Origin of the sequence: Pseudomonas sp. PH1b, assembly GCF_000633395.1 — a bacterium.
GTDB lineage: Bacteria > Pseudomonadota > Gammaproteobacteria > Pseudomonadales > Pseudomonadaceae > Aquipseudomonas.
Genome location: NZ_AYMU01000005.1, coordinates 348,815 through 374,711 on the forward strand (window position 1 = coordinate 348,815; position 25,897 = coordinate 374,711).

The 25,897-nt window shown below is 64.1% G+C and carries 21 protein-coding genes; 5 read left to right on the top strand and 16 right to left on the bottom strand.

Going from position 1 to position 25,897, the window contains the following annotated elements:
- Positions 1-248 precede the first annotated feature (248 nt).
- Both U873_RS0110990 and U873_RS0110995 read right to left on the bottom strand, forming a co-directional pair.
- The gene (locus U873_RS0110990) at positions 249-755 is read right to left on the bottom strand and encodes a GNAT family N-acetyltransferase (RefSeq protein ID WP_025128305.1); all 507 of its coding nucleotides are present in this window, start codon (positions 753-755) and stop codon (positions 249-251) included.
- Positions 755-1,318: a GNAT family N-acetyltransferase gene (locus U873_RS0110995; RefSeq protein ID WP_025128306.1), complete on the bottom strand. Its 564-nt coding sequence runs from the start codon at positions 1,316-1,318 to the stop codon at positions 755-757. Before U873_RS0110995 ends, U873_RS0110990 begins: the two co-directional genes overlap by 1 nt.
- A gap of 447 nt (positions 1,319-1,765) precedes the next feature.
- Here U873_RS0110995 and U873_RS0111000 point away from each other — a divergent pair, with 447 nt between their 5' ends.
- Together U873_RS0111000 and U873_RS0111005 are read left to right on the top strand one after the other, a co-directional pair.
- Entirely contained in the window at positions 1,766-3,331 is a 1,566-nt protein-coding gene (locus U873_RS0111000) for a PAS domain-containing methyl-accepting chemotaxis protein (RefSeq protein ID WP_025128307.1), read from the top strand.
- 298 nt (positions 3,332-3,629) lie between these two features.
- Complete coding sequence (locus U873_RS0111005) at positions 3,630-4,214, top strand: LysE family translocator (protein WP_025128308.1); 585 nt, start codon at positions 3,630-3,632, stop codon at positions 4,212-4,214.
- A gap of 52 nt (positions 4,215-4,266) precedes the next feature.
- On the opposite strand, the gene U873_RS0111010 is transcribed toward U873_RS0111005, so the two are convergent.
- The 5 genes from U873_RS0111010 to U873_RS0111030 form a co-directional block, all read right to left on the bottom strand.
- Positions 4,267-5,127 (bottom strand): AraC family transcriptional regulator, encoded by an 861-nt coding sequence (locus U873_RS0111010; RefSeq protein ID WP_051586072.1) that lies wholly within the window; start codon positions 5,125-5,127, stop codon positions 4,267-4,269.
- A gap of 38 nt (positions 5,128-5,165) precedes the next feature.
- Entirely contained in the window at positions 5,166-5,669 is a 504-nt protein-coding gene (locus U873_RS0111015) for a VOC family protein (protein ID WP_025128310.1), read from the bottom strand.
- A gap of 94 nt (positions 5,670-5,763) precedes the next feature.
- Positions 5,764-8,244: a TonB-dependent receptor gene (locus U873_RS0111020; protein WP_025128311.1), complete on the bottom strand. Its 2,481-nt coding sequence runs from the start codon at positions 8,242-8,244 to the stop codon at positions 5,764-5,766.
- Between the two features lie 102 nt (positions 8,245-8,346).
- Positions 8,347-9,324 carry a FecR domain-containing protein gene (locus U873_RS0111025; RefSeq protein WP_025128312.1) on the bottom strand — a complete coding sequence of 326 codons (978 nt, stop codon included), beginning with the start codon at positions 9,322-9,324 and terminating at the stop codon, positions 8,347-8,349.
- Positions 9,325-9,330: 6 nt separating this feature from the next.
- Complete coding sequence (locus U873_RS0111030) at positions 9,331-9,864, bottom strand: sigma-70 family RNA polymerase sigma factor (RefSeq protein ID WP_025128313.1); 534 nt, start codon at positions 9,862-9,864, stop codon at positions 9,331-9,333.
- Positions 9,865-10,176: 312 nt separating this feature from the next.
- Between U873_RS0111030 and U873_RS0111035 the strand changes: the two genes are divergently transcribed.
- The 3 genes from U873_RS0111035 (at position 10,177) to U873_RS0111045 (ending at position 13,840) form a co-directional block, all read left to right on the top strand.
- Complete coding sequence (locus tag U873_RS0111035) at positions 10,177-12,264, top strand: PTS sugar transporter subunit IIC/EAL domain-containing protein (protein ID WP_025128314.1); 2,088 nt, start codon at positions 10,177-10,179, stop codon at positions 12,262-12,264.
- A gap of 273 nt (positions 12,265-12,537) precedes the next feature.
- Entirely contained in the window at positions 12,538-12,774 is a 237-nt protein-coding gene (locus U873_RS37515) for a hypothetical protein (protein WP_025128315.1), read from the top strand.
- Positions 12,775-12,871: 97 nt separating this feature from the next.
- Positions 12,872-13,840, top strand: a complete 969-nt coding sequence (locus tag U873_RS0111045) for a sensor domain-containing diguanylate cyclase (protein ID WP_025128316.1) — start codon at positions 12,872-12,874, stop codon at positions 13,838-13,840.
- Between the two features lie 46 nt (positions 13,841-13,886).
- On the opposite strand, the gene U873_RS0111050 is transcribed toward U873_RS0111045, so the two are convergent.
- The 9 genes from U873_RS0111050 to U873_RS0111090 form a co-directional block, all read right to left on the bottom strand.
- Positions 13,887-15,095, bottom strand: a complete 1,209-nt coding sequence (locus tag U873_RS0111050) for a multidrug effflux MFS transporter (RefSeq protein ID WP_025128317.1) — start codon at positions 15,093-15,095, stop codon at positions 13,887-13,889.
- Complete coding sequence (locus U873_RS0111055) at positions 15,088-16,065, bottom strand: diiron oxygenase (RefSeq protein WP_115658598.1); 978 nt, start codon at positions 16,063-16,065, stop codon at positions 15,088-15,090. The genes U873_RS0111050 and U873_RS0111055 overlap by 8 nt, the downstream gene beginning before the upstream one ends.
- Positions 16,065-17,147, bottom strand: a complete 1,083-nt coding sequence (locus U873_RS0111060; RefSeq protein WP_025128319.1) for a SagB family peptide dehydrogenase — start codon at positions 17,145-17,147, stop codon at positions 16,065-16,067. Before U873_RS0111060 ends, U873_RS0111055 begins: the two co-directional genes overlap by 1 nt.
- Before the next feature lie 478 nt (positions 17,148-17,625).
- Positions 17,626-18,420, bottom strand: coding sequence for an enoyl-ACP reductase FabI (fabI, locus tag U873_RS0111065; protein ID WP_025128320.1), 795 nt, complete (start codon positions 18,418-18,420; stop codon positions 17,626-17,628).
- Positions 18,421-18,442: 22 nt separating this feature from the next.
- A complete protein-coding gene (locus tag U873_RS0111070) occupies positions 18,443-20,053 on the bottom strand; it encodes an ABC transporter ATP-binding protein (RefSeq protein WP_025128321.1) in 1,611 nt (536 codons plus the stop codon).
- Between the two features lies 1 nt (position 20,054).
- Positions 20,055-21,074 (bottom strand): ABC transporter permease, encoded by a 1,020-nt coding sequence (locus U873_RS0111075; protein ID WP_025128322.1) that lies wholly within the window; start codon positions 21,072-21,074, stop codon positions 20,055-20,057.
- Between the two features lies 1 nt (position 21,075).
- Positions 21,076-22,149, bottom strand: a complete 1,074-nt coding sequence (locus tag U873_RS0111080) for a microcin C ABC transporter permease YejB (RefSeq protein WP_025128323.1) — start codon at positions 22,147-22,149, stop codon at positions 21,076-21,078.
- 1 nt (position 22,150) lies between these two features.
- Positions 22,151-24,007, bottom strand: coding sequence for an extracellular solute-binding protein (locus U873_RS0111085; RefSeq protein ID WP_025128324.1), 1,857 nt, complete (start codon positions 24,005-24,007; stop codon positions 22,151-22,153).
- Positions 24,004-25,833 (bottom strand): extracellular solute-binding protein, encoded by a 1,830-nt coding sequence (locus U873_RS0111090; RefSeq protein ID WP_025128325.1) that lies wholly within the window; start codon positions 25,831-25,833, stop codon positions 24,004-24,006. Before U873_RS0111090 ends, U873_RS0111085 begins: the two co-directional genes overlap by 4 nt.
- Positions 25,834-25,897: the final 64 nt, after the last annotated feature.

Below are 25,897 nucleotides of genomic sequence, written 5' to 3' on the forward strand. Positions count from 1 at the left end.
GAGTAGAAGGGCGGTAAGCAGGGGGGAGTCCGTTGCGCTTTAGGTCCTGTCAGCTCATCTGACGGGACACAGCGCCCCGGTCACATGAGCGACTGTTTCTTCGATTTGGAGCTGCAAGCCACACGCACCTGAGCCTTGGCCGGCAGGCCAATGGCGTTGTGGATGAAGGTGCGGATTGTCGACATGGGGGCTACAGGCTCCGAAATCAGGCGCTCAGTTTTAAGAGTCGGCGCGGCGTTTGTCAATGCTCAGGGCGTGATCGAGGGCAGGGGGCCGGGCCAACGGTACAACGTGCAGGGATGGCCCTGGGCAATCACCGACTGCGGGCGCCCGGGGTGCTGGCTCAGGTCGGTCAGCACCCTGCTCCAGAATTGGCGGGCCGGCTGGTTGGCATCGAAATGCATCACTTGCCAGGGGCCCTCCAAGGCCTCGAACAGCTGCTGCACCACTTGCCGCCCGACGCCCTGGCGGCGAAAGCGCCGGGCAATGAACAGGTAGCCCAGGTTGTGCCCGGTGCCGTTGCCGTGTTGCCCATCGACCACGGCAAACCCGGCCAGCTCGCCGGCGACCCACAGCAGAAAAGGGCGGGTCGCTGGGTCGCGCCAGTAGTCGTCCAGGGCCTGGATCGGGTACAGCCCCTGGGGGCCGAGCGTCAATGGCAGCCACTGGCTGAGGTCGTGCAGGTAGAACTGCATGAGGTTGTCCAGGCAGGGCCAAGTGTCGCGGGTGGCCGCTTGCAGTGTGACGGTCTGCATCAGTCGGCGCGCCGTTCCAGGCCGGCCAGGGTCAGGCCATGGTCGTCGGCATCGAGCCGGTACAGCAGGCTTGGGGGCAGGCCGGGAAAATCGTCCAGTTGGCCATTCAGGCTCAGCCCCAGGCGTTCCAGGGCGCGCCTTGAAGGCAGGTTGTCGGGCCTGACCAGGCCGATCACCCAGGGCGCGTGCAGTTCCTCGAAGGCCAACTGCAGCGCGGCCCGGGCCATTTCGCTGGCGTAGCCTTGGCCCCAGGCTTCGGGGCTGAAGCGGAAATACAGGTTGAGCCCGGCCTCATGGCCGAAATGGGCCTGCATGATGCCGCCAAAACCGATGATCTGCCGTGGCCGGTCCAGCCGTTCGATCGCCCAGTAGCCGAAGCCGTAACGTTGCCAATGGTCAATCCAGCCGTGCAGCTTTTCACCACTGGCGGCGTCGCTGGCCGGCCCGTTGGGGTTGAAGCGATTGGTGTGCGGATCGCCATGAATGGCGCAGACCTGGGGCAGATCGTCCAGGGTCGGTGCCCGTAGCAGCAGGCGGGCAGTGTGGGCAGTGGCAGCGGGCATGGGCGAGGCTCTTGGGCTTGAGGTGTCGGGCAGGATGGCTAACCCGGCCGGGCACGCTGCTGAACGGCCTGCCCGGTGGGCAGAAGGTAGGTGATGAACGGTGGTTTTTCCATCCTGTAGCTCGACAGGCCGGCCGTCGGCAGTGGAAAGGACAGGGCAGGAGCATTCGTTAGTTAGGGTGTTAGTTGCCAGGCTAAGTATTGATTCAAGTCATGGGAAGTTGAAATTGGCAGGCTACCAATCGGCTTGCCTGAAAATATTCATGCGCTGTTTTAAATGGCGTATCTAGACTCGGTTTTCTGGAGGCTGAGTTGCAGTGGGTCATGGCTCGGGAGTTCCGGGGAAGTTCTGCAGGTGCGCAGAAGCTGTCTTCGAATAATCGCAGGATGCGTAAGTCGCTATTTGCTATTGACTGGCAAGCCATTACTTTCCTGCGAGGTTTTTCAGATGAAAAACAATCTCCCGGTGTCTCAGCGTGAGCGGGTGTTCCCTGGCGAACAACGACTTATTTCCGCCACCGATGTTCGCGGCAAGATCACTTACTGCAACGACGAATTTGTCGCGGTCAGTGGTTTCAGCCGGGACGAACTGATTGGCAGCCCCCATAACCTGGTGCGGCATCCGGACATGCCCGAGGCGGTATTCGCCCATATGTGGTCCTACCTCAAGGACGGCAAGAGCTGGATGGGCATCGTCAAGAACCGTTGCAACAACGGTGATCACTATTGGGTCAATGCCTATGTCACCCCGATCTTCAGCCAGGGCGTGATTGCCGGATACGAGTCGGTGCGGGTCAAGCCCGAGCGTGAGCAGGTGGAACGGGCCGGTGCCCTGTACCAGCGCCTGCGCAGCAACAACCTGGCCTTGCCCTGGCGCAACCGGTTGGGCCACTTCGCTGGTTTTGCCCTGCCGCCGCTGCTGGTCCTGGTCGCCGGTGCCACGGCCTATTGGCTGGGTGGGCCCTGGGCTGCGCTGGCAGTGGCGGTACTCGGCTGTTGCGCGGTGCAGGGTTATGGCATCTACCACACGCGACAGCTGCTCGGGCGTATCAGTTCGGTGTCCCTGGGCAGTTTCGACAGCGAGTTGATTGCCCGCACCTACACCGATGAGCAGGGCCCGGTGGCGAAGCTGCAGATGATTCTGATCAGCGAGTCGGCGAAGATCCGCACCGCCCTCAGCCGCCTGGGAGACTACGCCAACCAGGCTGCTGCCCTGGCCTCCACCAGCAAGAACCTGTCGGCACAGGCCGAGTCGGCCCTGGGCCAGCAGCGGGACGAGGCCGACATGGCGGCCACGGCGATGAACCAGATGGCCTCGTCGATTTCCCAGGTGTCGGTGCATATCCACGACACCGCTTCGGCCGCCGACCAGGTCAACAATCTGACCCAGGTGGGGTCCCAGGAGGCCCGCAAGACCCGGCAGGTGATCGAGAAACTGGCGGACACAGTGGATGCGGTCAGCCATTCGGTGCAGGGCCTGGCCGAGGAAACCCAGTCGATCCAGCAAGCGGCCAACATGATTCACGCCATTGCCGAACAGACCAACCTGCTGGCCCTCAATGCCGCGATCGAGGCGGCCCGAGCCGGGGAACAAGGGCGCGGTTTCGCGGTGGTGGCCGATGAGGTGCGGGCCCTGGCCTCGAAGACCCGGGAGTCGACCCAGAGCATCCAGCGCATCATCCTCACCTTGCAGGACGTGGCCAGCCGGGCCGTGGAAGTGGCGCGCCAGGGCAGTGTCGAGGCGCGCTCCGGAGTGGCCCAGGTGGTCAGCACCCAAGAGGCCCTGGAAGGCATCAATGCGGCGGTGGAGCGCATTCACCAGATGAGCCAGCAGATGGCCGCCGCTTCCGAACAGCAAGCCCATGTGGCCGAGGAAATCTCCGAGCAGATCACCAACATTGCCCGGGTCTCGGATCAGAACGCAGAGATTGCCGTGCACTCTTCAAGTATCGGGGGGGATCTTGAGTCAACCGCCCTTGAACTTAATGCATTGGTGATCCGTTTTAATGGTTGATCGCCAGAGGCAATTTAACAGCAGGTTTTAAATAGCCAATAGATATATTCAAGTGGATGAAAGTGTCCGCTGCTGCGTTGGAAAAGTTTGCGACTTTAGTAGTAGCTTGGCATTCGCAAGTTGCTGTTTGGCGAGGCTGGTCGCTACCGCTCGCTTGCACTTGCAGAGCAGCTGTTGTGCAAGACAAGCACCCTTTTCGGGCACGGACAATGTCGAGGGTGATTTTCTTCAATACGGTTTTACCCGCGCTCCTTAATCTCTCCTGCGGTTGATCCCATCCGAACAAGAGAGGCAAGTGATGAGCGTAGTGTTTTCCATGGCGGCCTTTGCCCTGGCGGCATCCATTACCCCGGGGCCGGTGAACATCGTGGCCCTTGGCAGCGGCGCGCGTTTTGGTTTCAGGGCCAGCCTGCGGCACGTCGGCGGGGCCACGCTGGGGTTCACCCTGTTGCTGGTGCTGATTGGCCTGGGCCTGCACGAACTGCTGCGCCGGTGGCCGCTGCTGACCCAGGGGATTCGTCTGTTCGGCGTGGCGTTCCTGTTGTTCATGGCCTGGAAGCTGGCCCGCGACGACGGCCGACTGGGCACCACAGGCGCACCCCGAGCCCCTTCGGCCTGGTATGGCGCACTGATGCAGTGGCTCAACCCCAAGGCCTGGCTGGCCTGCGTGGCCGGCATGGGGGCCTTTGCCGCCGAGGGCGAGGCCCGCCTGGTGTGGCTGTTCGCGGCGGTGTACCTGGTGATCTGTTACCTGTCGATCGCTTGCTGGGCCTATGCCGGCAGTTGCCTGCAGCACTGGCTGGACAACCCGGCCAGCCTGCGCCTGTTCAACCGCAGCATGGCCGGGCTGCTGGTCGCCAGCGCTGTCTATCTGATGGTGTGAAGGCAAGCGGCAAGCTTCAAGCCGTCAGCGGCAAGCAGCAGGTGCTGAGCTTCTAGCGGCACGCTTGCCGCTTGAAGTGGTTCTGCGCTGCTCTGTATTGGCCAGGGGTGGCGGCCAGGTGCTGTTTGAAGGCGCGCTGCAGATGGGCCTGGTCGGCGAAGCCGCTTGCCAGTGCCACTTCGGCGATGGAGGCGCCGTTGCGCAATTTGGCCTGGGCGAACTGCACTCGCTGGTTGACCAGGTAGGCATGCGGCGAGATGCCGAAGCGTTGCTTGAAGGCCCGGATCAGGTAGGACGCCGAGAGCTGCGCCGCCTGGCAGATGTCCTCCAGCGCCAGGGGTTCGGTGCAGTGCTGGCGGATATACCGCGCGGCCTGCTCAAGCTTGTCAGGGTTGCTGGGCGCGGCCTGCTGCGCGGGGTTCAGGCGCTGCTGCAAGTCACAAAAGAACGCCACTGCACAGCCGTGCTTGTGCAAGGTATCGGCGTGTTCGTCCACCAGGGTCTGATACAGCTGCTCGAGCTCGGCAAACAGCTGCGGATCGTGACTGTGGGTTTCCTGGAACGGGCGAAAGCCCAGGTCGGTGCTCACGCCCAGCTCGTGCTGCAGGCGGGTCAGCCAGGGCGTATCGACATAGAGCATGCGATAGGACCAGGGCTGGTCGTCGATGGGGTTGCAGGCATGCACCACGCCGGGGTTCATCAGCACCACGGTGCCGGCGCTGACCTGCCACTGCGCTTGCCCACTGAGGTAGGTGCTGTGGCCGGCGGTGATGCAGCCGATGGAGAACTGTTGGTGGGCGTGGCGGCTGTAGCAGACCTGGCGTCCGTCGGCGATGGAGCGGGCCTCGATGAACGGCAGGCTCGGGTCGCGCCAGAAGCGCGGCGCTTGATCGGCGGGCAGGGTGGTGTTCATCGGCAGCTGTCCATCGTTACGGGGCTGGCACGAGTGTATTACCCCTTGGCGTCGAAGGCTCGTTGCAGGCGTTCGACATCCAGCTTTTTCATCTGCAGCAAAGCTTCCATCACCCGTTGCGAGCGGCTTGGGTCGGGGTCGCACATCATCTGCGCCAGGCTCTGGGGCACGATCTGCCAGGACAGGCCGAAGCGGTCCTTGAGCCAGCCGCACTGCTGTGCCTGCAGCGGGCCACCGAAGCCCAGGGCATGCCAGTAGTGGTCCAGTTCGGCCTGGGTCCGGCAGTGCACTTGCAGTGATATCGCTTCGTTGAAAGTGAATGCCGGACCGCCATTGAGAGCGGTGAAGGCCTGGCCGTCGAGTTCAAAGACCACGCTCATCACCGAGCCTTCGGGGCGCCCATGGAATTCGACGCCGGCCTTGCCGTAATGGCTGACGTGGGTGATGCGCGAGCGTTCGAACACCGAGCAGTAGAACTGCGCGGCTTCTTGCGCCTGATGGTCGAACCACAGGCAGGGGGTGATGGTTTGAATGCGTTGCATGGTGTCGGTCCTCTGCGGGTTGATCACGCTTGAACAAGCGTAGTCAACCCGGGGACCGCCCGGCGCACCGCAGATCGGCGCGCCGCGGCCGACTTCAGAAATCCCAGCGAGTGGCCAGTTGCAGGCTGCGCGGCTCGCCGTAGAAACCGGTGCCGAAGTTGCCGAGGCCGGTGTAGTACTGCTTGTTGAACAGGTTCTTGACGTTGAGGGTCGAGCTCAGGTGCTGGTTGAACTGGTAGCGAGCCATGGCATCCACCAGGAAGTAGCTGTCCTGGGTGATCCGCGAATCGTGCCCGCCATTCACCGGATCGCTGGGGTCGGGCTGGAACACATTGCCGAAGAACTCGCTCTGCCAGTTGACCCCGCCGCCCAGGGTCAGCTTGTCCCAGGCACCGGGTAGGCGGTAGGAGCTGAACAGCCGCGCGGTTTGCTGCGGGGCGGTGGTCTGCAACACCGATCCGTAGACGTAGCCGCCCCGGGCGTCGCGGGTGTGGTTGTAGCTGTAGCCGGCGGAGAGGTTCCAGCCGTCGAGGATTTCCCCGGCCAACTCCACTTCGAAGCCCTTGGTGGTGGCACCTTTGGTGGGGCGGTAGACGGCATCGCTAGCAAAGCCGCTGACCAGTTGTGCGACGTTGTCCTGTTCAATGCGCAACACCGCGAAGCTGGCATTGACTCGGCCGTCCAGGTATTCGGCCTTGATCCCGGCCTCGTAGCTGTTGCCTTCCACCGGGTCCAGCAGCTTGCCGTTGATGTCCTTGCTCATCTGCGGCTGGTAGATGCTGGTGTAGCTGGTGTAGACCGAGTAGTTGTCGTTGAGGTCGTAGACCAGGCCGGCGTAGGGCGTGACCACCCCGGTCTGGTGATAGCGGGTGCGGACATCGGCCTGGGTCGGGTCCAGGTAGGTGGTGTTGTCGATGCCCTTGAAGTCGCTGACCCGGGTGCCGAGGATCAGCGCCAGGTCATCGCTGGGCTTGAGGCGGGTGGCCAGGTAGGCGCCGGTCTGGCGCTGGAGAAGGTCGGTGTCGCCGATCTTCGGGATGTCCGGCTTGGCGAACTCGCCACGCCAGTCGTAGATGCTCGAGCCGAGCATGGGGTAGACCGAGCCGTGCACCGGGATGTCCTGCTTGGCGTTCATCACCATGAAGCCAGCGATCAGTTCGTGCTCGCGGCCCAACAGGCTGAAGGGGCCGCGCAGGTTGAGGTCGAGGTTGTCCTGTACCTGGTCGCCCTTGAACTTGCCCATGTACATGAACATGCCGTTGCCGCCGGCCGGGTCCGGGTTGCCGCCGCTGGCCGAGCCGAGGAAGGTGTCGTGCTGGCGCCGCTTGCGGTCGTAGCTGACCTTGAGTGCCCAGTCATTGGCCAGTTTCTGCTCCAGGGAGGCGAACAGGGTCTGGTTCTTGAAATCGCGCCGGCTCCAGTCGGTGGCCGGGTTGAAGGAGCGGGAGAAATCGGTGCGCGCGCCGTTGCTGAAGTACATCGGGAAGCCGGTCCAGGTCGCGCCCCGGGAGCGGGTGTTCTGCTGGTCGAGGCCGAAGGTCAGCAGAGCGTCCGGGGTCAGGTCGACTTCGAGGATGCCGTAGGCGATGTCCTTGGTGTTCTGGTAGTGATCGAGGTAGGAACTGCGGTCCTGGTAGACCCCGACAAAGCGCCCGCGGACGTTGCCGCTCTCGGTCAGCGGCCCGGAGATGTCGCCTTCGCTGCGGTAGTTGTCCCAGGAGCCGGCGGTGCCGGTGACCGAGGCCTTGAATGCCCGGGTGGGGCGCTTGCGAATCAGGTTGACGGTGGCCGAGGGATCGCCCGAGCCGGTCATCAGGCCGGTGGCGCCCTTGATGATTTCCACCCGGTCGAAGGTGGCCATGTCGGTGCTGGTGGTGCCGTAGTCGTAGACCCCGTCGTAGGTCGAGTTGACTCCGTCGTACTGGAAGTTGGTGATCGGCATGCCGCGGCTGGAGAACTCCCAGCGCTCGCTGTCGTAGTTCTGCACGCTGACCCCGGGGGCGCGGCGCAGGGTATCGGCGATGCTGGTGCTGCCCTGGTCGTCCATCTGCTGGCGGGTGATCACCGTCACCGTCTGCGGGGTTTCCCGCAGCGACAGGCTCAGGCCGGTGGCCGAGGCGCTGGCGCCGGTGGTGTAGGAGTGGCTGTCCTCGGTGATTGCCCCCAGGCCCTGAGCGGAAACCTGGGTGGTGCCCAGTTGCAGCGAGCCACTGCCGGCCGGCAAGGCTTGCAGCACGTAGCCGCCGGCGACGGCCTGGGCCTGCAGGCCAGAGTTGCGCAGCAACTGTTGCAGGGCTTGCGCGACGCTGTACTGGCCCTGCAGTCCTGGGCTCTGCTTGCCGGCGGCGAGGTCGTTGTGGCCGGCGACGAACACGCCGCTCTGTTCAGCGAAGCGGTTGAGCACCGTGACCAGGGGGCCGGGGCCGATGTTGTAGCTGTGCGGCGCGGCGTCCGCCTGCCGGCCGCCGGGGGCGTCGGCCGCGTGGGACCAGGGAGCGGGCAGGCACAGCAGGGCGCTGCACAGGGTCAGGGGACGCAACGACTGACGCAGGCGGTGACGACGGGGTGTTGGCATGGGGTTCCCTTGTGGCTCGGCAATGTGAGGGCTGTTGCCGGGTTAACCGAAGCAGAATCAGCAAAGGGAACCGCTGCCTGAAAATAAATCGAGCAGGGGCGTTCAGCCTCGGGGTTCCAGGGTCACCCACCAGGACGCCAGGCGCTTGACCCGCACCGGCAAGGCCGCCTCCAGCAGCCCCAGGGCGCGGTCGGAATCGTGCAGGGGGAAGGCCCCCATCACCGGCAGGCGGGCAATGTCCGGGCTGCACCCCAGGTGACCGGGGCGATAGCGTCCGAGCTCGTCGAGCAACTGCTCCAGGGGCAGGTTGTCGGCCAGCAGCAGGCCCCGGCTCCAGGCTTCGCGGGCAGCGCTGGCGCTGTCCAGCGGGTCAAACCCGGCGGCGCCAAACAGCAGTTGCTGGCCGGCCTCGACCCGCTGCGAACGGCTGCCATCGAGGCTGCGTACCTCCACGGCGCCGGCATAGACATTGAGCAGGGTCCGGGCGGTTTCCCGGCGCACACTGAAACGGGTGCCCAGGGCCTGCAGGCGACCGTGTTCGGTATCGACCAGGAAGGGCCGCAGCGGGTCCTTTGCGGTGTCGATGAGGATTTCCCCCTGATGCAGTAGCACCCGCCGCTGTTCGGCGTTGTAGCGCACATCCACCGCGCTCAGGGCGTTGAGCCACAGATGGGTGCCGTCGCTGAGGCGGGTGTCGCGTACCTCGCCGGTGCCGGTGGCGTAGTCCGCCCGCCAGCGGCCCAGCGCCTGGGGCAGCGGGGTTGCGCGCCAGGTGCCCCAGCCCAGGCCGACCAGCAACAGGGCGCCGAGTACCTGGCGCCGGCCCAGGTGCGGGCGCCGGGTGTCGCTCAGGGCCCGGCCGGCGGCGCCTTGGGCATTGGCGTCCTGCAACGGCAGCAGGCGCTGGCTGACCCGTTGCACATAGCCCCAGGCCTGGCGGTGTTCCGGGTGCTGGTCGATCCAGGCCTGCCAATGATGGCGCTGTTCATCGCTGACGTTTTCGTCCTGCAGTTGCACATACCAGTTCGCCGCCTGTTGCAGGCTGGCGTGACTGAGCCGGCCGCCGTGTTGATCGCCCATGCCGGGTCACTCCACCAGCAGGCCGTCGAGCTCGGCCTCGAGCAGCGCGCAATGCACCAGGGCCTGGGCCAGGTACTTCTTCACCATGCGCTCCGACACCCCCAGTTCTTCGGCAATTGCCTTGTAGGGACGACCGTGCAGTTGGGCGAGGATAAAGGCTGCTCGCACCCGTTGGGGCAAGCGGTTGAGCATGGCATCCACTTCATGCAGGGTCTCGACGATGATCGCTCGCTGCTCCAGCGAAGGCTGCACGGCGGGCGGACAGGCCGCCAGTGCCCGCAGCCAGGCCTGTTCCAGCTGGCGGCGGCGCCAGTGATCGATGCACAAGCCGCGGGCGATGGTCGCCAGGTAGGAGCGTTGGTGGACCTCGTCCTGGAGGTCCGGCGGGCGCTTGAGCACGCGCACGAAGATCTCGTGGGCCAGGTCGGCGGCATCCCAGGCGTGGCCGAGGCGGCGTCGCAACAGTTCGTAGAGCCAGTGGTGATGGGCGTCGTAGAGGCTGTGAACCGGGCAGGGGCGGGCGGATGGCGTGGAGGGCAAGGGCGGGATCCGGTGGCGGGCTTGGGTGTAAATGGGAATTGATCGCGATTAAAGCAAAAGCCCTTGAGCCCTGCAAATGATATCGATTCGCTATTGTCGTGGTACGGGGCCCGGGCAGGCGGGGCGACGACGGGATCAAGTCCTGGGCAGCGGGGACGATAAAACACAGAGCAATCGAACATTCAGCGCTTGCTGGCGGAGGTTTCTTCAGTGGTATCTTCGCCTGCATCCCCTGTTGACGGTCGGGTGCCGCCAGGTTGTGGCGGGGATCAACTGCGGGGTAACGACGTGCAGTAGCAGGGGGAGAGGCTCATGCGGCAACTGGGGTTCAAGCTGTTTTTCACCCACCGCCTGGCGTTGCTGGCGGGTGCCGAGTCGTTGCGTTCGATACGCGAGGGCCTGCTCTGGCTGTTGCCGAGCCTGCTGGTGTCGGCGGTGTTCCTGATCCTCGCTCAATGTGCCCAGGCCCTGGGTGCCCCCAGCGCCGTGGTGGAGCTGCTGACGGGCCTGCACCAGCGGATCAGCTCGATCATTCCGCTGTTGGTGGCGGCCTCCATCGGCTACATGCTGGCGATCCAGTACCGCCTGCCGCAACTGCCGGTGGCCTTCCTCTGCCTGTCCCATGTGGTGATCGCCATCTACCTGATGCGCGACTACCCGCTGGCCTCGGCCACCTTCATTCTGTTCATCGCCATCGCTTCGCCCCTGGTCAATGTGCCGGCCGTGGCCTGGCTGCATCGCCGGCGCTGGACCCGGCTGGTGGACGAAGGGCTGGTGGGGCACAACCTCAAGGGCACCATCAACATGGTGCTGCCGGGGCTGCTGACCTCCCTGGTGCTGGTCTGCGTGCTGCAACTGCTGTTGCAGATCCATGATTTTGCCTACATCCAGCGGCCGATGGACATCGATAGCCTGGACAGCTCATACCTGCACGCGATCATTCTCACCTCGACCAATTCGCTGCTGTGGTTCTTCGGCATCCATGGCACCTACGCCATGCAGCCGTTGATGGCGGTGATGGACCAGGCGGTGCTCCTCAACGCCGCGGACCACGTCGCCGGCCAGCCGCTGCGCTTTGCCCTCAACAGCGGCTTGCTGGGCTGCTTCGCCTTCATTGGCGGCTCCGGCGGATCCCTGGCACTGGTGCTGGCGATCCTCGGTTTTTCCAAGAGCCGTTCCATGCGCCTGCTGGCCGTGGCGAGCCTGCCGCTGTCGCTGTTCAACGTCAACGAACTGCTGCTGTTCGGCCTGCCGATCATCCTCAACCCGCGGTTGCTGGTGCCTTTCATACTGGTGCCGGTGGTCAACGCCTGCCTGGCGTTGCTGGTGGTGCAGCTCGGCTGGGTGAGCCCGGCGCTGGTCAGCGTGCCCTTTACCTCGCCGGTGCTGCTCAACGCCTACCTGAGCACCCAGGGCGACTGGGGCGCGGTGCTCTTGCAAGGGGGGCTGCTGGCGGTCGGGACCTTGATCTACATGCCTTATGTGCGCAGCATCCAGCGCCAGGGCGAACGCGCCCAGCAGGTTTACCTGAAGACCTTCGACACCACCTTTCGCGGGCTGGAGGAGCGCGGCCGGCTGTTCGAGCTGGACCCGATGGCCACCTCCTACAAGCTGGCGGCCCAGCAGGCCTTGCAGCTGGCGCGCATCCAGCAGTTGAGCGAGTACGACTTCCATCTGGAGTATCAGCCCCAGGTGGCCAAGGACAGCGGGCTGTGCACCGGTTGCGAGGCGTTGATGCGCGCCCGTGACCGCGAGGGCCAGGTGCAGTCGCCCTGGGAGTTGCTGCAGTGGCTGGGCCAGGCCGGGCTGATGCCCGAGGTGGACTTCTGGGTCGCTTCCCAGGCGGTGCGCCAGCATCTGGCCTGGCGCAAGATCGGTTTCGAGCTGCCCATCACCATCAATGTGTCCAGCGCGACCCTGGCGTCGGCGGAGCATGGCCGGCGCCTGCTGGAGATCCTTGCCCGGGCCCATGGACAGGTCTCGGTGGAGATCACCGAGGATGCCCTGGTGGGGGACGCGGTACAGACCCAGCAGTGGATCGACAAACTGCATGCCCAGGGCGCCCGGGTCTATCTGGATGATTTTGGCACCGGCTTTTCCGCCCTGAGCTACCTGCACCAGTTTGCCGTGGACGGGATCAAGATCGACCGCAGCTTCGTCCTTGCGCAGCGCGAGCCCAAGGGCGCCCAGGTGCTGAACGGCCTGCTGCGGTTCTGCGAAACCCTCAAGCTCAAGGTGGTGGTGGAAGGGGTGGAGACCCGTGAGCAACTGGACTTCCTGCAGTCCAGTTCGCAGTTGATCATCCAGGGCTGGTACTACAGCAAGTCATTGCCCGGGGAGCAGATTCCCGGGTTCGTCAGCCAGCGGGCTCGTGATGCTCTGGCGGCCAGCGCCGACTGAGCCGGGGCGCTGGCATCGCCGCCGATCCTGGCCCTGCAGTTTTCACTCGCTGCGGCTTGACTGCCTGGTAGTCGTATTGACCTTTTACTGGCTCTTTATGACTCTTGGCGGTCGTGGTCATAAAGACCCGGCAAGGCGCTCATGCCCGATTGGCCTGGGGCGCCACGCTGGCATGGAACCTGATAGCTAACCTGGGCCACTGATTGGCCAAGGAGTGCTGAAGATGATCCGCTACTGCAATTTGTTCTTCACTGTGCAAGGGGAGCGCCGCCTGTGAGCCTGTCTGAACGCTGGCGGCAATGGGCCGGACAGCCACTGTGGAGCTTGGGCTTCAGGCCGTTTTTCCTCGCCGGCAGCGGTTTTGCCTGCCTTGCCCAGGTTATCTGGGGCCTGTGGCTGCATGGCGCCTGGAGCAGCCTGGGGCTGGGGCTTTCGGCCTTGCTGGGCGGGCTGGCGTTCGCCGTGTTCGTCGCTGGTTATGCGCGGATTCTGCTCACCGCGCGGCTCTGAGAGAGAGGCCGTGCCAGGGCTCCCGGCCTGGGTCGGGAGCCGTGGTGATGAGTATTTTGGACTACGCTTGCGGTCTAAACCGCGAACGGAGTCAGCGATGTTGTACCCAAGCAAACCCAACAATGAGGCCCTGCGGATCCAGACCCTGCGGGAGCTGAATGTCCTCGATACCTCACCGGAAGAGCGTTTCGACCGCCTGACGCGCCTGGCCAAGCGCCTGTTCAATGTTCCCATCGCCCTGGTCAGCCTGGTGGACGGCGACCGGCAATGGTTCAAGTCCTGTGTGGGACTGGAGGCCAGCGAGACCCCGCGGGACATTTCGTTCTGCGGCCATGCGATCCTCGGCGACCAGATCCTCACGGTGTGCGACGCCGAGCAGGACGAGCGCTTCCACGACAACCCGCTGGTGGTCGGCGACCCGAAGATCCGCTTCTATGCCGGCTGCCCGCTGACCGTAGCCAATGGCAGCAAGCTGGGCACCTTGTGCCTGATCGATCTCAAGCCGCGCAACCTGGACGACGAGGAGCGAGCGCTGTTGCGCGACCTGGCGCGGATGGCCGAGCAGGAACTGGCCGCGGTCCAGATGGCCAGCATGGATGAGCTGACCCTGCTGTCCAACCGCCGTGGTTTCGAGGCCCTGGCCCGCCACGCCCTGGGGGTCTGCAAGCGCCTGGAGAAACCGGCCACCCTGCTGTTCTTCGACCTCAATGACTTCAAGCAGATCAACGACAGCTACGGTCACGCCGAAGGCGATGGGGCACTCAAGACCTTTGCCGATGTACTGCGCATCGCCTTTCGCGAGAGCGACGTGATCGGACGCCTGGGCGGTGACGAGTTCGTTGCCCTGTTGACCGCCGCCGACCATGTCGAGACCTCGGCGATCATGGCGCGCCTGCGGGAAATTCTCGACGAGCGCAATGCCACCTTGAAGCGCGGCTACGACATTCGTTTCAGCGTGGGCCAGATCGAGTACGACGCCGAGCGTCATCCGGATGTCGAGTCGCTGCTGGCCGATGCGGACAAGGCCATGTACCTGCACAAGCAGGCCTTGAAGAAAGCCCACTAGGCAGGGGCGCGCCCTCGGCCAAGGGCGGCCGGGGGCGGGCCTGGCGCTAGGCCAGGCTGGCCACCCTGGCGCGACGGTTGATGCTGGCATTGAGCGCCAGGCCGGCACTGCTCAGGACCACGAAGCTCAAGGCCAGGGTCGACTGCAGGTCATAGGGGCTGAGGTTGACCAGGGCGCTGATCAGGCCGCCGCTGATAAAGATCAGGGTATTGCCCGCCGAGGCCGAGGTCCCGGCGTACTCGGCGAACAGCTCCATGGCCCTGGAGGTGGCTGCCGGGCGGGTGATGGTGGTGCCCGCGGTGCAGATGATCATGGGCACCAGCACCGTGGCCGGGGTCAGGCCGTACAGGCTTGCCAGCAACGCCATGGTCAATCCGGCGAAGAGAATCAGGCACAGCCCGGTGACGATCTGCGTGGTCGATGGCATGCGCTTGTTCAGCACCCCGGCCAGCGTGCCGCCCAGCACATAGGCCGCGCCATAGAGCAACAGCGTTAGGGAGAACTGGTAGCTGTCCATCTGCAACTGTTCCATGAAGATCAGCGGCGAGACCACGATGAAGGAAAAGTGGCAGGCAAAGACGATGGCGCAAATCAGCCAGTAGGCCATGAAGCTGAAGTGGCTGCAGAGTTGGCGGTAGGCCTTGAACACCTGGATGCGCTGGGTTGCCAGGGGGCGCGGGGGATTGTCCAGCGACACCAGGGCCTTCAGGAACACCAGCGCGGCCAGGGCGCTGAAGATATAGAAGCTGCCTGGCCAGTCCAGCCACTCCTGCAGCAAGGTGCCGGCCAGCGGCGAGAGGGAAATGCATACCCCGCTGGCCGTCACCATGAGGATCCGCAGGCGGTCGCGCTCCTGGCCGACGAAGAGGTCCTGGACCAGGGCCTGGGACAGCACGAAACAGCCGCAGCCTACGGCCTGGACCACGCGGAACAGCAGGAAATACCCGTAGTCCGTGGCCCACACGCAACCCAATGCTCCGGCTATCGCCACCGCCATCCCCGCCAGCAGCAGGTTCTTGCGGCCCAGGGCATCGGACAGGGGACCGATCAGCAGTTGCGACAGGGAGATGCCGACGGCAAACAGGCTGACGGACAAGGCGATGTCCGAAGGGCTGGTGCCAAAGTGCCGGGACAAGGAGGGGAAGGAGGGCAGCACGACGTCGATGGGGAACACGCCGAGCATGACCATGGCCATCAGCAGCATGACGGCGCCGACCTTGCTGCTCGTGGATGGACGCGCCTTGGTTTCAGGCATCGATCAGTCCTGCCTGGCTGAACAGCGCGTAATGCGCCTGTTCCTCGAAGAAACCGGCGCGCTTCATCGCCAGCAGTGTGGCTGCGGCGCTGGAGCGGGCTCGCTGCGCGCGGGCCTCGGGCTGCTGCAACTGGTTCACGATGTCCCGGGCCTGGGTGCTGGAGAGGCCCACGCTGGTCAGGCTGGCTTCCAGCCAGGGCTCGTCCACCTCGGAAAAGATCATGATGATCTCGATCAGCTGGCGCGCCGAATCTTCCTGCTGGCTCGCAGCAAGCCTGGGCCACAGGTACTGGAACACCTCGGAAAAATAGCGGCTGTGGCGCGCCTCGTCCTCAAGGTGCTCCCTGAACATCTGGTACACGGTGCTGACCAACCCCTGGTCGCTGAGGCTCAGCAGTTCCTTGGCAATGATCGTTTCCGATACGAAGCCGATCAGGAACCACAGCAGCGGACGCCCCTGGTCATGGCTGGCATCCAGCCGTTCCAGCAGCAGGCGGATGCGCTTGGGTGGCGAATCCCAGGCGGCCATGCGGTAGTAGTCCGCGACCTGCTCGGCCAGCTTGAAGGAGAACAGCGCGTGGTAGCCCTCATCGGTGTACAGCTGCAGTGCCGCGATCTTCATGGCCTGTGGCAAGTGCAAGGGCAGCTCGTCGTGGATCAGGGTCTGCACTGACCGGTTGACGACCTTGTGCTCCAGCAGTGTCGTGTAGTTGAGGAAGTACACCAGGTGATTGGCCGCCAGGCGTTGTTGCACGGCGCGCGATGCCTGTTGAATGGCCGGGTGTTTGAAGTAGTGGATAAAGGCTGGCGGGAACCAGTCTTTGCTTATTAGTTGTTGTTGGATTTCAGGGGGCGCTGGAAGTTGATAGCTGCTCTTCTTGCTGCGCACCGCGGAACGATTATCCCAATCACCCAAGGTCCAGTGGCGATGTGTGGACGACGGGTTTTCGGGCATGTTCCAAGTTGCCATTATTGTTCTTGCTCCTGATCGGCTATTAGCGCCCTCAGTTCCTTGCATTGTGCTTGTCCGTCACTGTAGCCGCTGCCGACGAAGAACAACGGTTGTTCTGCCGAGTTGTCCAGCCCCAGCAGTTGTTCTACTTGTTCATCATTGAATGCCCCGGTCAGCCAAGTGCCCAGTCCCAGGTCCGTTGCGGCCAGCTGGAAGGTCTGGGAGATATGCCCGGCTTCCACATAGGCCATGCGGTAGGCGCGCGAATGTTCGTACTTCCACCATAACTTGTCAAAGCGGGCGGTGATGAAAAGCCCCATGGGCAAGTCATTGATGAAGTGTTGCCCGGCCAGCAGCAACCCCAGCGGGTGGTTGGGCAGCGAGTGGACCCACTGCAAGGCATGCAGTTGCGAATGGTAGAAGTAGATCCCGGGAGTCAGGCCTTCGACCCGGGCGGCATAGACGTAGCCCTCGCAGGCATTCAGGCCACCGCCGGAAGGGCTGGCGCGCCTGGCCCGCAGCGTTTCTGGAGCGCTCTCGTCCGGATCCGCCTGGCGTTCCCGCAGGTAGCCCAGGGACAGGTAGAGCAGGTTGCCGAGGTCTTCCAGGGCCATGGGCCGGGCGTGGAAGGAACGTGAGGTCTTGCGCTTGAGCAGGACCTGGGCCAGGGCGTTGCCGGTGTTTTCCAGCAATGGCGCCGGCAACTCGATCAGCTCGGCCGGGCTGGCCTGGTCGAAGCGCTCGGTGGGCGGCTGGGTGTCGAGCACCTGCTGGCAATGCTCAAGGTACAGCGCCGACCATTCATGGATGTCCTTGGGGAGCTGTTCGAAGGGCAGGTTCTTGGTGCCGACATGGAAGATCCTCGACAGTTCGTCCCAGCCCCATTCGGGCTCGGCAAACGGCTCTGCGGACAGGAGCCCGGCGGCGAGGAATGCGCCATCGATTTCATCAGCGCCATCAAATAAGGCGGGGTCTTCCACAAGTTGTATCAGGCGTGTGGAATAGGAGGCATCCAGTTCGTACTGAGTGTGCTCCTTATAGTTCCAGACGATAGTGAAAGGCGGGCGCGCAATAATGAAGAAGTTTGGGTTTATATGCATTGTTGTTGATAGCCCTGAACTTTGCCTGAAGATGGGGCTGGAGGATGTAGCACTCCAGCCCATCCACTACTTCACTTAGCGGGATTTAGCCGCAGTGAGGCAATTCAGGTTGGCGATTTTTTTCGATTCAAGGCTGATGGCTTTCATGGGTAGTGCTCCTGAGTAGTAAAAGATGTCGCTTCAGTGCGACTTCGAGAGCGTAGTAAAGGTTGTTAGTTAGGCAAGTAAGTTTTTTGCTTTTTTATAAACGTACCGGTTCGTGTAATAGGCGCTGCGGTGATTGCTGACCCTGGTGCGGGGTAAACAGGGCGGGCATGCAGGGGAAAACGGGGGCCAGGGTGGCTGCTTGTTCACGGCCGCCGGGAAGCAGCCAGAAGGGCCGGGCTGGCTGGCGAAAAAACGCCGGTGGTATCACCGGCGTCTGCCAGCGGCTAGACCCTGGGGGCGGCGGTACTCCTCAGGGGCTTGCCCGTGGGCTTCACTCTTCGAGGTTGCCCATGGCGGTGGTGTTGAAACCGCCGTCCACGTACATGATCTCGCCGCTGATGCCGGAGGCCAGGTCCGAGCAGAGGAAGGCGCCGGCGTTGCCGACTTCTTCGATGGTGACGTTGCGTCGCAGCGGGGTCTGGGCTTCGTTGGCCGCCAGCATCTTGCGGAAGTTCTTGATCCCCGAGGCGGCCAGGGTGCGGATCGGGCCGGCGGAGACGGCGTTGACCCGAGTGCCCTCCGGGCCCAGGGAGCCGGCCAGGTAGCGTACGCCGGCTTCCAGGGAGGCCTTGGCCATGCCCATCACGTTGTAGTTGGGCATGGTGCGCTCGGCGCCCAGGTAGGACAGGGTCAGCAGGCTGCCGTTGCGGCCCTTCATCAGCTCGCGACCGGCCTTGGCCAGGGCCACGAAGCTGTAGGCGCTGATGTCGTGGGCGATGCGAAAGCCCTCACGGGTGGTGGCGTCGGTGAAGTCGCCTTCGAGCTGGTCGCCGGGGGCGAAGCCTACGGAGTGGACGATGCAGTCCAGGCCGTCCCACTGTTTACCCAGCTCGCTGAAGACCTGGGCGATCTGTTCGTCGCTGGCCACGTCGCAGGGGAAGCACAGCTCGGCGCTGGAGCCCCAGCCGGCGGCGAATTCCTCGACCCGGCCCTTGAGTTTTTCGTTCTGATAAGTGAAGGCCAGCTCGGCGCCTTCACGGTGCATGGCGGCGGCAATGCCGGAGGCGATCGACAGCTTGCTGGCGACGCCGACGATCAATACACGCTTCCCAGCGAGAAAACCCATAGGTTGCTACTCCTGTTGCAGATTATTCGGCGCTTGCCGGAGCCAGGAACGCGGCTTCCAGCAATTGCCGTGTGTAGGGATGTTGTGGGACGGCAAAGATACCGCGCGCGTCACCCTGTTCCACCACCTGGCCGTGCTTGATCACCATCAGCTGGTGGCTCAGGGCCTTGACCACCGCCAGGTCATGGCTGATGAACAGGTAGGTCAGGTTGTACTTGAGTTGCAGGTTGCGCAGCAGTTCCACCACCTGGCGCTGGACGGTGCGGTCCAGGGCCGAGGTCGGCTCGTCCAGCAGGATCAGCCGCGGCTTGAGCACCAGGGCTCGGGCAATGGCGATCCGTTGCCGCTGGCCCCCGGAGAACTCGTGGGGATAGCGGTCTCGGGTAGCCGGGTCGAGGCCGACCTCCTTGAGGGCGTCGACAATCGCCTGTTCCTGCTCTGCCTCGGTGCCGATCCGGTGGATCCGCAGGCCCTCGCCAACGATCTGGCTCACGCTCATCCGTGGGCTGAGGCTGCCGAAGGGGTCCTGGAACACCACCTGCATTTCCCGGCGCAGCGGCCGCACCTGTTTCTGCGACAGTTGGTCGAGTTGCTGGCCTTCGAAACGAATGCCGCCTTGGCTGCCGATCAAGCGCAGGATCGCCAGCCCCAGGGTCGACTTGCCCGAGCCACTTTCGCCGACAATGCCCAGGGTCTGGCCCTGGGGCAGGCTGAAGTGAACGCCGTCCACCGCCTTGACGTGATCCACGGTGTGGCGCAGCAGCCCTTTCTTGATCGGGAACCAGACCTTGAGGTTGTCCACTTGCAGCAGCGCCGGGCCGACTTCATTGGCCGCCGGCAGGCCGCTGGGCTCGGCGGCCAGCAGTTCCCGGGTGTAGGGGTGCTGCGGCGCGCGAAACAGCTCCTCGCAGGAGGCTTGCTCGACGATGCAGCCCTTTTGCATGACGCAGACCCGATGGGCAATCCGCCGCACCAGGTTCAGATCGTGGCTGATCAGCAACAGGGCCATGCCCAGCCGTGCCTGCAGCTCCTTGAGCAGTTCGAGGATCTTCAACTGCACGGTGACGTCCAGCGCCGTGGTGGGCTCGTCGGCGATCAGCAGTTCCGGCTCGTTGGCCAGGGCCATGGCGATCATCACCCGTTGCCGCTGGCCGCCGGAGAGCTCGTGGGGCAGGGCCTTGAGGCGCTTCTGCGGTTCGGGAATGCCCACCAGTTCCAGCAGTTCCAGGGTGCGCCGGGTGGCCACCTTGCCGGTCAGGCCCTTGTGGATGGCCAGCACCTCGTTGATCTGCTTCTCGATGCAGTGCAGCGGGTTCAGCGAGGTCATGGGTTCCTGGAAGATCATCGCGATGCGGTTGCCGCGAATGTGGCGGATGGTCTTTTCTTTCAGGGTCAGCAGGTCGTGCCCGGAATAGTTGATGCTACCGCTCGGGTGGCGAGCCAGGGGGTAGGGCAGCAGACGCAGGATCGAGTGGGCGGTCACCGATTTGCCGGAGCCGCTTTCGCCCACCAGGGCCAGGGTCTCGCCGCGCTTGATGTCGAAGCTGATGCCTTCCACCACCCGCTGGGCGCGGTCGCCGGTGACGAACTCGACGGCCAGGTCGCGGACTTCGATCAGGTTGTCCTGGGTCATGTCATTTCCTCGGGTCGAAGGCATCGCGGGCGGATTCGCCGATAAACACCAGCAGGCTGAGCATCAGCGCCAGCACGGCGAAGGCACTCATGCCCAGCCAGGGCGCCTGCAGGTTGGACTTGCCCTGGGCCACCAGTTCACCCAGGGACGGCGCGCCGGGGGGCAGGCCGAAACCGAGGAAGTCCAGGGCGGTCAGGGTGCCGATGGCGCCGGTGAGGATAAAGGGCATGAAGGTCATGGTGGAGACCATGGCGTTGGGCAGGATGTGGCGAAACATGATCGCCCCGTTCTGCATGCCCAGGGCCCGGGCTGCGCGCACGTATTCCAGGTTGCGCCCGCGCAGGAACTCGGCGCGCACCACGTCCACCAGGCTCATCCAGGAGAACAGCAGCATGATCCCCAGCAGCCACCAGAAGTTCGGTTGCACGAAGCTGGCGAGGATGATCAGCAGGTAGAGCACCGGCAGGCCCGACCAGATCTCCAGGAAACGCTGGCCGACCAGGTCCACCCAGCCGCCGTAGAAACCCTGCAGGGCGCCGGCGATGACCCCGATGATCGAGCTGAGCAGGGTCAGGGTCAGGGCGAACAGCACCGACACGCGAAAGCCGTAGATCACCCGCGCCAGTACATCGCGGCCCTGGTCGTCGGTGCCCAGCAGGTTGTCTGCCGAGGGCGGCGCCGGCGCCGGGACTCGCAGGTCGTAGTTGATGCTCTGGTAGCTGAAGGGGATCGGCGCCCAGAGTACCCAGGCATCCTTCTGCGCCAGCAGCTCGCGAATGTAGGGGCTCTTGTAGTTGGCTTCCAGGGGGAATTCGCCGCCGAAGGTGGTTTCCGGGTAGCGCTTGAGGGCCGGGAAGTACCAGCCGCCTTCGTAGTGCACCACCAGCGGCTTGTCGTTGGCGATCAGCTCGGCGCCCAGGCTCAGCACGAACAGGGTCAGGAACAGCCACAGCGACCACCAGCCGCGCTTGTTGGCCTTGAAGCGTTCGAAGCGCCGGCGATTGAGGGGGGACAGGTTCATCTCAATGCTCCCGGCTGTCGAAGTCGATCCGCGGATCGACCAGGGTGTAGGTCAGGTCGCCGATCAGTTTCACCACCAGCCCCAGCAGGGTGAAGATGAACAGGGTGCCGAAGACCACCGGATAGTCGCGGTTGATCGCCGCCTCGAAGCTCATCAGGCCCAGGCCGTCGAGGGAGAAGATCACCTCCACCAGCAGGGAACCGGTGAAGAAGATGCCGATGAAGGCCGAGGGGAAGCCGGCGATCACCAGCAGCATGGCGTTGCGGAACACATGGCCGTAGAGCACCCGGCGCTGGGTCAGGCCCTTGGCCTTGGCGGTGATCACGTACTGCTTGTTGATCTCGTCGAGGAAGCTGTTCTTGGTCAGCAGGGTCATGGTGGCGAAGTGGCCAATCACCAGGGCGGTGACTGGCAGCGCCAGGTGCCAGAAGTAGTCGAGGATCTTGCGCCCCCAGCTCAGCTGGTCGAAGTCGTTGGAGGTCAGGCCGCGCAACGGGAACCAGTTGAAATAGCTGCCGCCGGCGAACACCACGATCAGCAGGATGGCGAACAGGAAGGCCGGGATCGCGTAGCCGACGATGATCGCCGAACTGGTCCAGACGTCGAAGTGGCTGCCGTGGCGGGTGGCCTTGGCGATCCCCAGGGGGATCGACACCAGGTACATGATCAGGGTGCTCCACAACCCGAGGGAGATGGACACCGGCATCTTTTCCTTGATCAGGTCCACCACCTTGGCGTCGCGGAAGAAGCTGTTGCCGAAATCCAGGGTGGCGTAGTTCTTGATCATGATCCACAAGCGTTCCGGTGCCGACTTGTCGAAGCCGTACATGTGCTCGATTTCCTTGATCAGCGCCGGGTCCAGGCCCTGGGCACCGCGGTAGCTGGAGCCGGCCACCGAGACCTCGGCACCGCCTCCGGCGATGCGGCTGGTGGCGCCGTCGAAGCCTTCGAGCTTGGCGATCATCTGTTCCACCGGGCCGCCGGGGGCGGCCTGGATGATCACGAAGTTGATCAGCAGGATGCCCAGCAGGGTGGGGATGATCAGCAGCAGCCGACGAACGATATAGGCCAGCATGTCAGTGCACCGCGTCGGCCGCAGCCGCCTGGTTGTCGTTCGGGGCCGGTTCCACGGCGGGCCTGGCATTGGGCTTGACCCACCAGGTGTTGATGCCGATGTCGTACTTGGGCGCCACGGACGGGTGGCCGATATGGTTCCAGTAGGCCACGCGCCAGGTCTTGATGTGCCAGTTGGGTATCACGTAGTAGCCCCATTGCAGGACCCGGTCCAGGGCCTTGGCGTGGGCCACCAGGCTGGCGCGGGAATCGGCGTTGATCAGGCTTTCCACCAGGCTGTCGATGGCCGGGTCCTTGAGGCCGATGTAGTTGCGGCTGCCGGGCTTGTCGGCGCTGGAAGACATCCAGAACTCGCGCTGCTCGTTCCCCGGGGAGTTGGACTGGGGAAAGCTGCCGACGATCATGTCGAAGTCCCGGGAACGCACCCGGTTGATGTACTGGGACACGTCGACCCGACGGATCACCAGGTCGATCCCCAGGTCGCTGAGGTTGCGCTTGAACGGCAGCAGCACCCGCTCGAAGTCGGTCTGGGCCAGCAGGAACTCGATCACCACCGGCTTGCCCTGGGCGTCCACCATCTTGTCATCGACGATCTTCCAGCCGGCTTCCTGCAGCAGTTGGTAGGCCTGGCGCTGCTGGGCGCGGATCATCCCGCTGCCGTCGCACACCGAAGGGCTGAACGCCTGGGCGAACACCTGCTCGGGAATCTGCCCACGCAGCGGTTCGAGGATCGCCAGCTCTTCAGGGCCGGGCAGGCCGGTGGCGGCCATTTCCGAGTTTTCGAAGTAACTGCGGGTGCGGGTGTAGGCACCGTTGAACAGCTGCTTGTTGCTCCACTCGAAGTCCAGCAGCAGGCTCAAGGCATGGCGCACCCGCACGTCCTGGAACAGGGGGCGGCGGGTGTTGAAGACAAAACCCTGCATGCCGGTGGGATTGCCGTTGGCAATCTCTTCCTTGATCAGTTCGCCCCGGGCCACCGCCGGGACGTTGTAGGCGTTGGCCCAGTTCTTCGCGGTCATTTCCAGCCAGTAGTCGAACTGGCCGGCCTTGAGGGCTTCCAGGGCCACGGTGTTGTCGCGGTAGTAGTCGCTGGTGATCACGTCGAAGTTGTAGAAACCGCGGTTGACCGGGAGGTCCTTGGCCCAGTAGTCCTTGACCCGCTCGTAGCGGATCGAGCGTCCGGCCTTGACCTCGGTCACCCGGTAGGGACCGCTGCCCAGGGGAATCTCCAGGTTGCTCTTGGCAAAGTCCCGGTGCTCCCACCAGTGCTTGGGCAGGATCGTCAGTTGGCCAAGAATCAGCGGCAGCTCGCGGTTGTTGCTGTGCTTGAACTTGAACAGCACCCGCAGCGGGTCTTCGGCGATCACCTGGTCGACGTCGGCGTAGTAGCCGCGGTACAGCGGCGAGCCGGCGCTGATCAGGGTCTGGAAGCTGAACACCACGTCCTCGGCGCGGATCGGCTGGCCGTCGTTGAAGCGTGCTTCGGGGCGCAGGTAGAAGCGCACCCAGCTGTTGTCCGGGGCTTTCTCGATCTTGCCCGCCACCAGGCCGTACTCGGTGAAGGGTTCGTCCAGGCTCTGGTACAGCAGGGTGTCGTAGACCAGGCCGATATTGAGTTCGGGCACGCCCTTGCTGATGAACGGGTTGAGGCTGTCGAAGCCGCCGAACCCGGCCATGCGGAAGGTCCCGCCCTTGGGCGCGTCGGGATTGACGAAGTCGAAGTGCTGGAAGTTCGCCGGGTACTTCGGCGCTTCGTTGTACAGGGTCATGGCATGTTGCGGCGCGGCCTGGACACAGCAGGCGATGGCGCCGAACAACAAGCCGCCGGTGCACTGGAGCAAGGCACGCAGAGGCATCATCGGGTGTTCTCCAAGGACTTCAGCCACCAGGCGCTCAACCCCAGGTTGTAGGGCGGCGTGGTGACGAAGGCGAACCGGTTGCGGTAGGCCAGTCGGTGATAGTTGAGGTACCAGTTGGGAATCATGTAGTGCTGCCACAACAGCACCCGGTCCAGGGCCCGGCCAGCGGCCAGTTGCTCATCGCGGTTCTGCGCGGCCAGCAGTTGTTCCAGCAGGTGGTCGACAACCGGGTTGTGGATGCCCGCGTAGTTTTTGCTGCCCTTGACCCCGACCTGGCTGGAGTGGAAGTACTGCCATTGCTCCAGGCCCGGGCTCAGGGTCTGGTTGAGGGTCATGAGGATCATGTCGTAGTCGAACTGGTCCAGGCGCTGCTTGTATTGGGCCCGGTCGACGGTGCGCAGGCGCGCGTCGATGCCGATGCTGGACAGATTCTCCACGTAGGGCTGGAGGATCCGTTCCAGGTTCGGGTTGACCAGCATCAGCTCAAGGCGCAATGGCTGTCCGGCGCTGTTCTGCAGGCGCTGGCCATTGAGCTTCCAGCCGGCCTCGGCGAGCAGCGCCAGGGCCCGGCGCAGGGTTTCCCGGGGGATGCCGCGGCCTTCGGTTTGCGGCAGGCTGAAGGCCTGGGTGAACAGGCTCGCCGGCAGTTGCTCACGGTAGGGCGAGAGCAGCAGCCATTCATGACCGACCGGCAGGCCGGTGGCAGAGAACTCGCTGTTGGGGTAATAGCTCAGGGTGCGTTTGTAGGCGTCGCTGAACAGCGTGCGGTTGGTCCACTCGAAGTCGAACATCAGCCCCAGGGCTTCACGCACCCGCACATCCGCGAAGGTGCTGCGTCGGGTGTTCATGAACAGGCCCTGGGTCTGGGTGGGAATCTGGTGCGCCACCTGGGCCTTGATCACCTCGCCGCGCCTGACCGCCGGGAAGTTGTAGCCGTTGGCCCAGTTCTTCGCCTGGTGCTCGATGTAGATGTCGAACTCGCCGGCCTTGAAGGCTTCGAAGGCGACATCGCTGTCACGGTAGAACTCCACCTCGACCCGGTCGAAGTTGTTGAAGCCGCGGTTCACCGGCAGGTCCTTGCCCCAGTAGTCCTTGACCCGCTCGAACACCAGCTGGCGCCCGGGCTGGACCTGGGTGATGCGGTAGGGGCCGCTGCCCAGGGGCGGGGTGAACGTGGTGGCCTTGAAGTCGCGGTCCTTCCAGTAGTGCTGGGGCAGCACCGGCAGCTCACCCAGGCGCAGGATCAGCAACGGGTTGCCGGCGCGCTTGAACACGAAGCGGATGCGCTGGGGCCCGAGGATGTCGACCCGCTGCACTTCCTGCAGGTTGGTGCGGTATTGCGGGTGGCCCTGCTTGAGCAGCAGGCGGTAGGAAAACGCCACGTCGTAGGCGGTGATGGGCTGGCCGTCGTGGAAACGCGCCTCGGGCCGCAGGTTGAACACCACCCAGCTGCGATCCTCGCTGTACTCCACCGAACGGGCGATCAGGCCATAGCTGGAGGTGGGCTCGTCGCCGGAAGGCGCATAGAGACCGGTGCCGACCATCAGCGGCTCGTTTAGCTCATTGACCCCGTACTGCAGGAAATTCGCCGTGGCCACCGGGCTGGTGCCCTTGAAGGTGTAGGGGTTGAGGGTATCGAAGGTGCCAAACGCCATGACCCGCAAGGTGCCGCCTTTGGGCGCTGCGGGGTTGACCCAGTCGAAGTGGGTGAACCGGGTCGGGTACTTGAGCGTGCCAAACTGCGCATAACCATGACTTTCAGTGATCGTCGCGCTTGCGGGAAAGCTCAAGGCCAGGCTGATGAAGAGCAGGAGGAGGGGACGCATCGAGTCAGAGATCCGATCCAGGCGGCTTGGGCTTTGTGCTCCGTACAGTAACAGCTTGTATCAG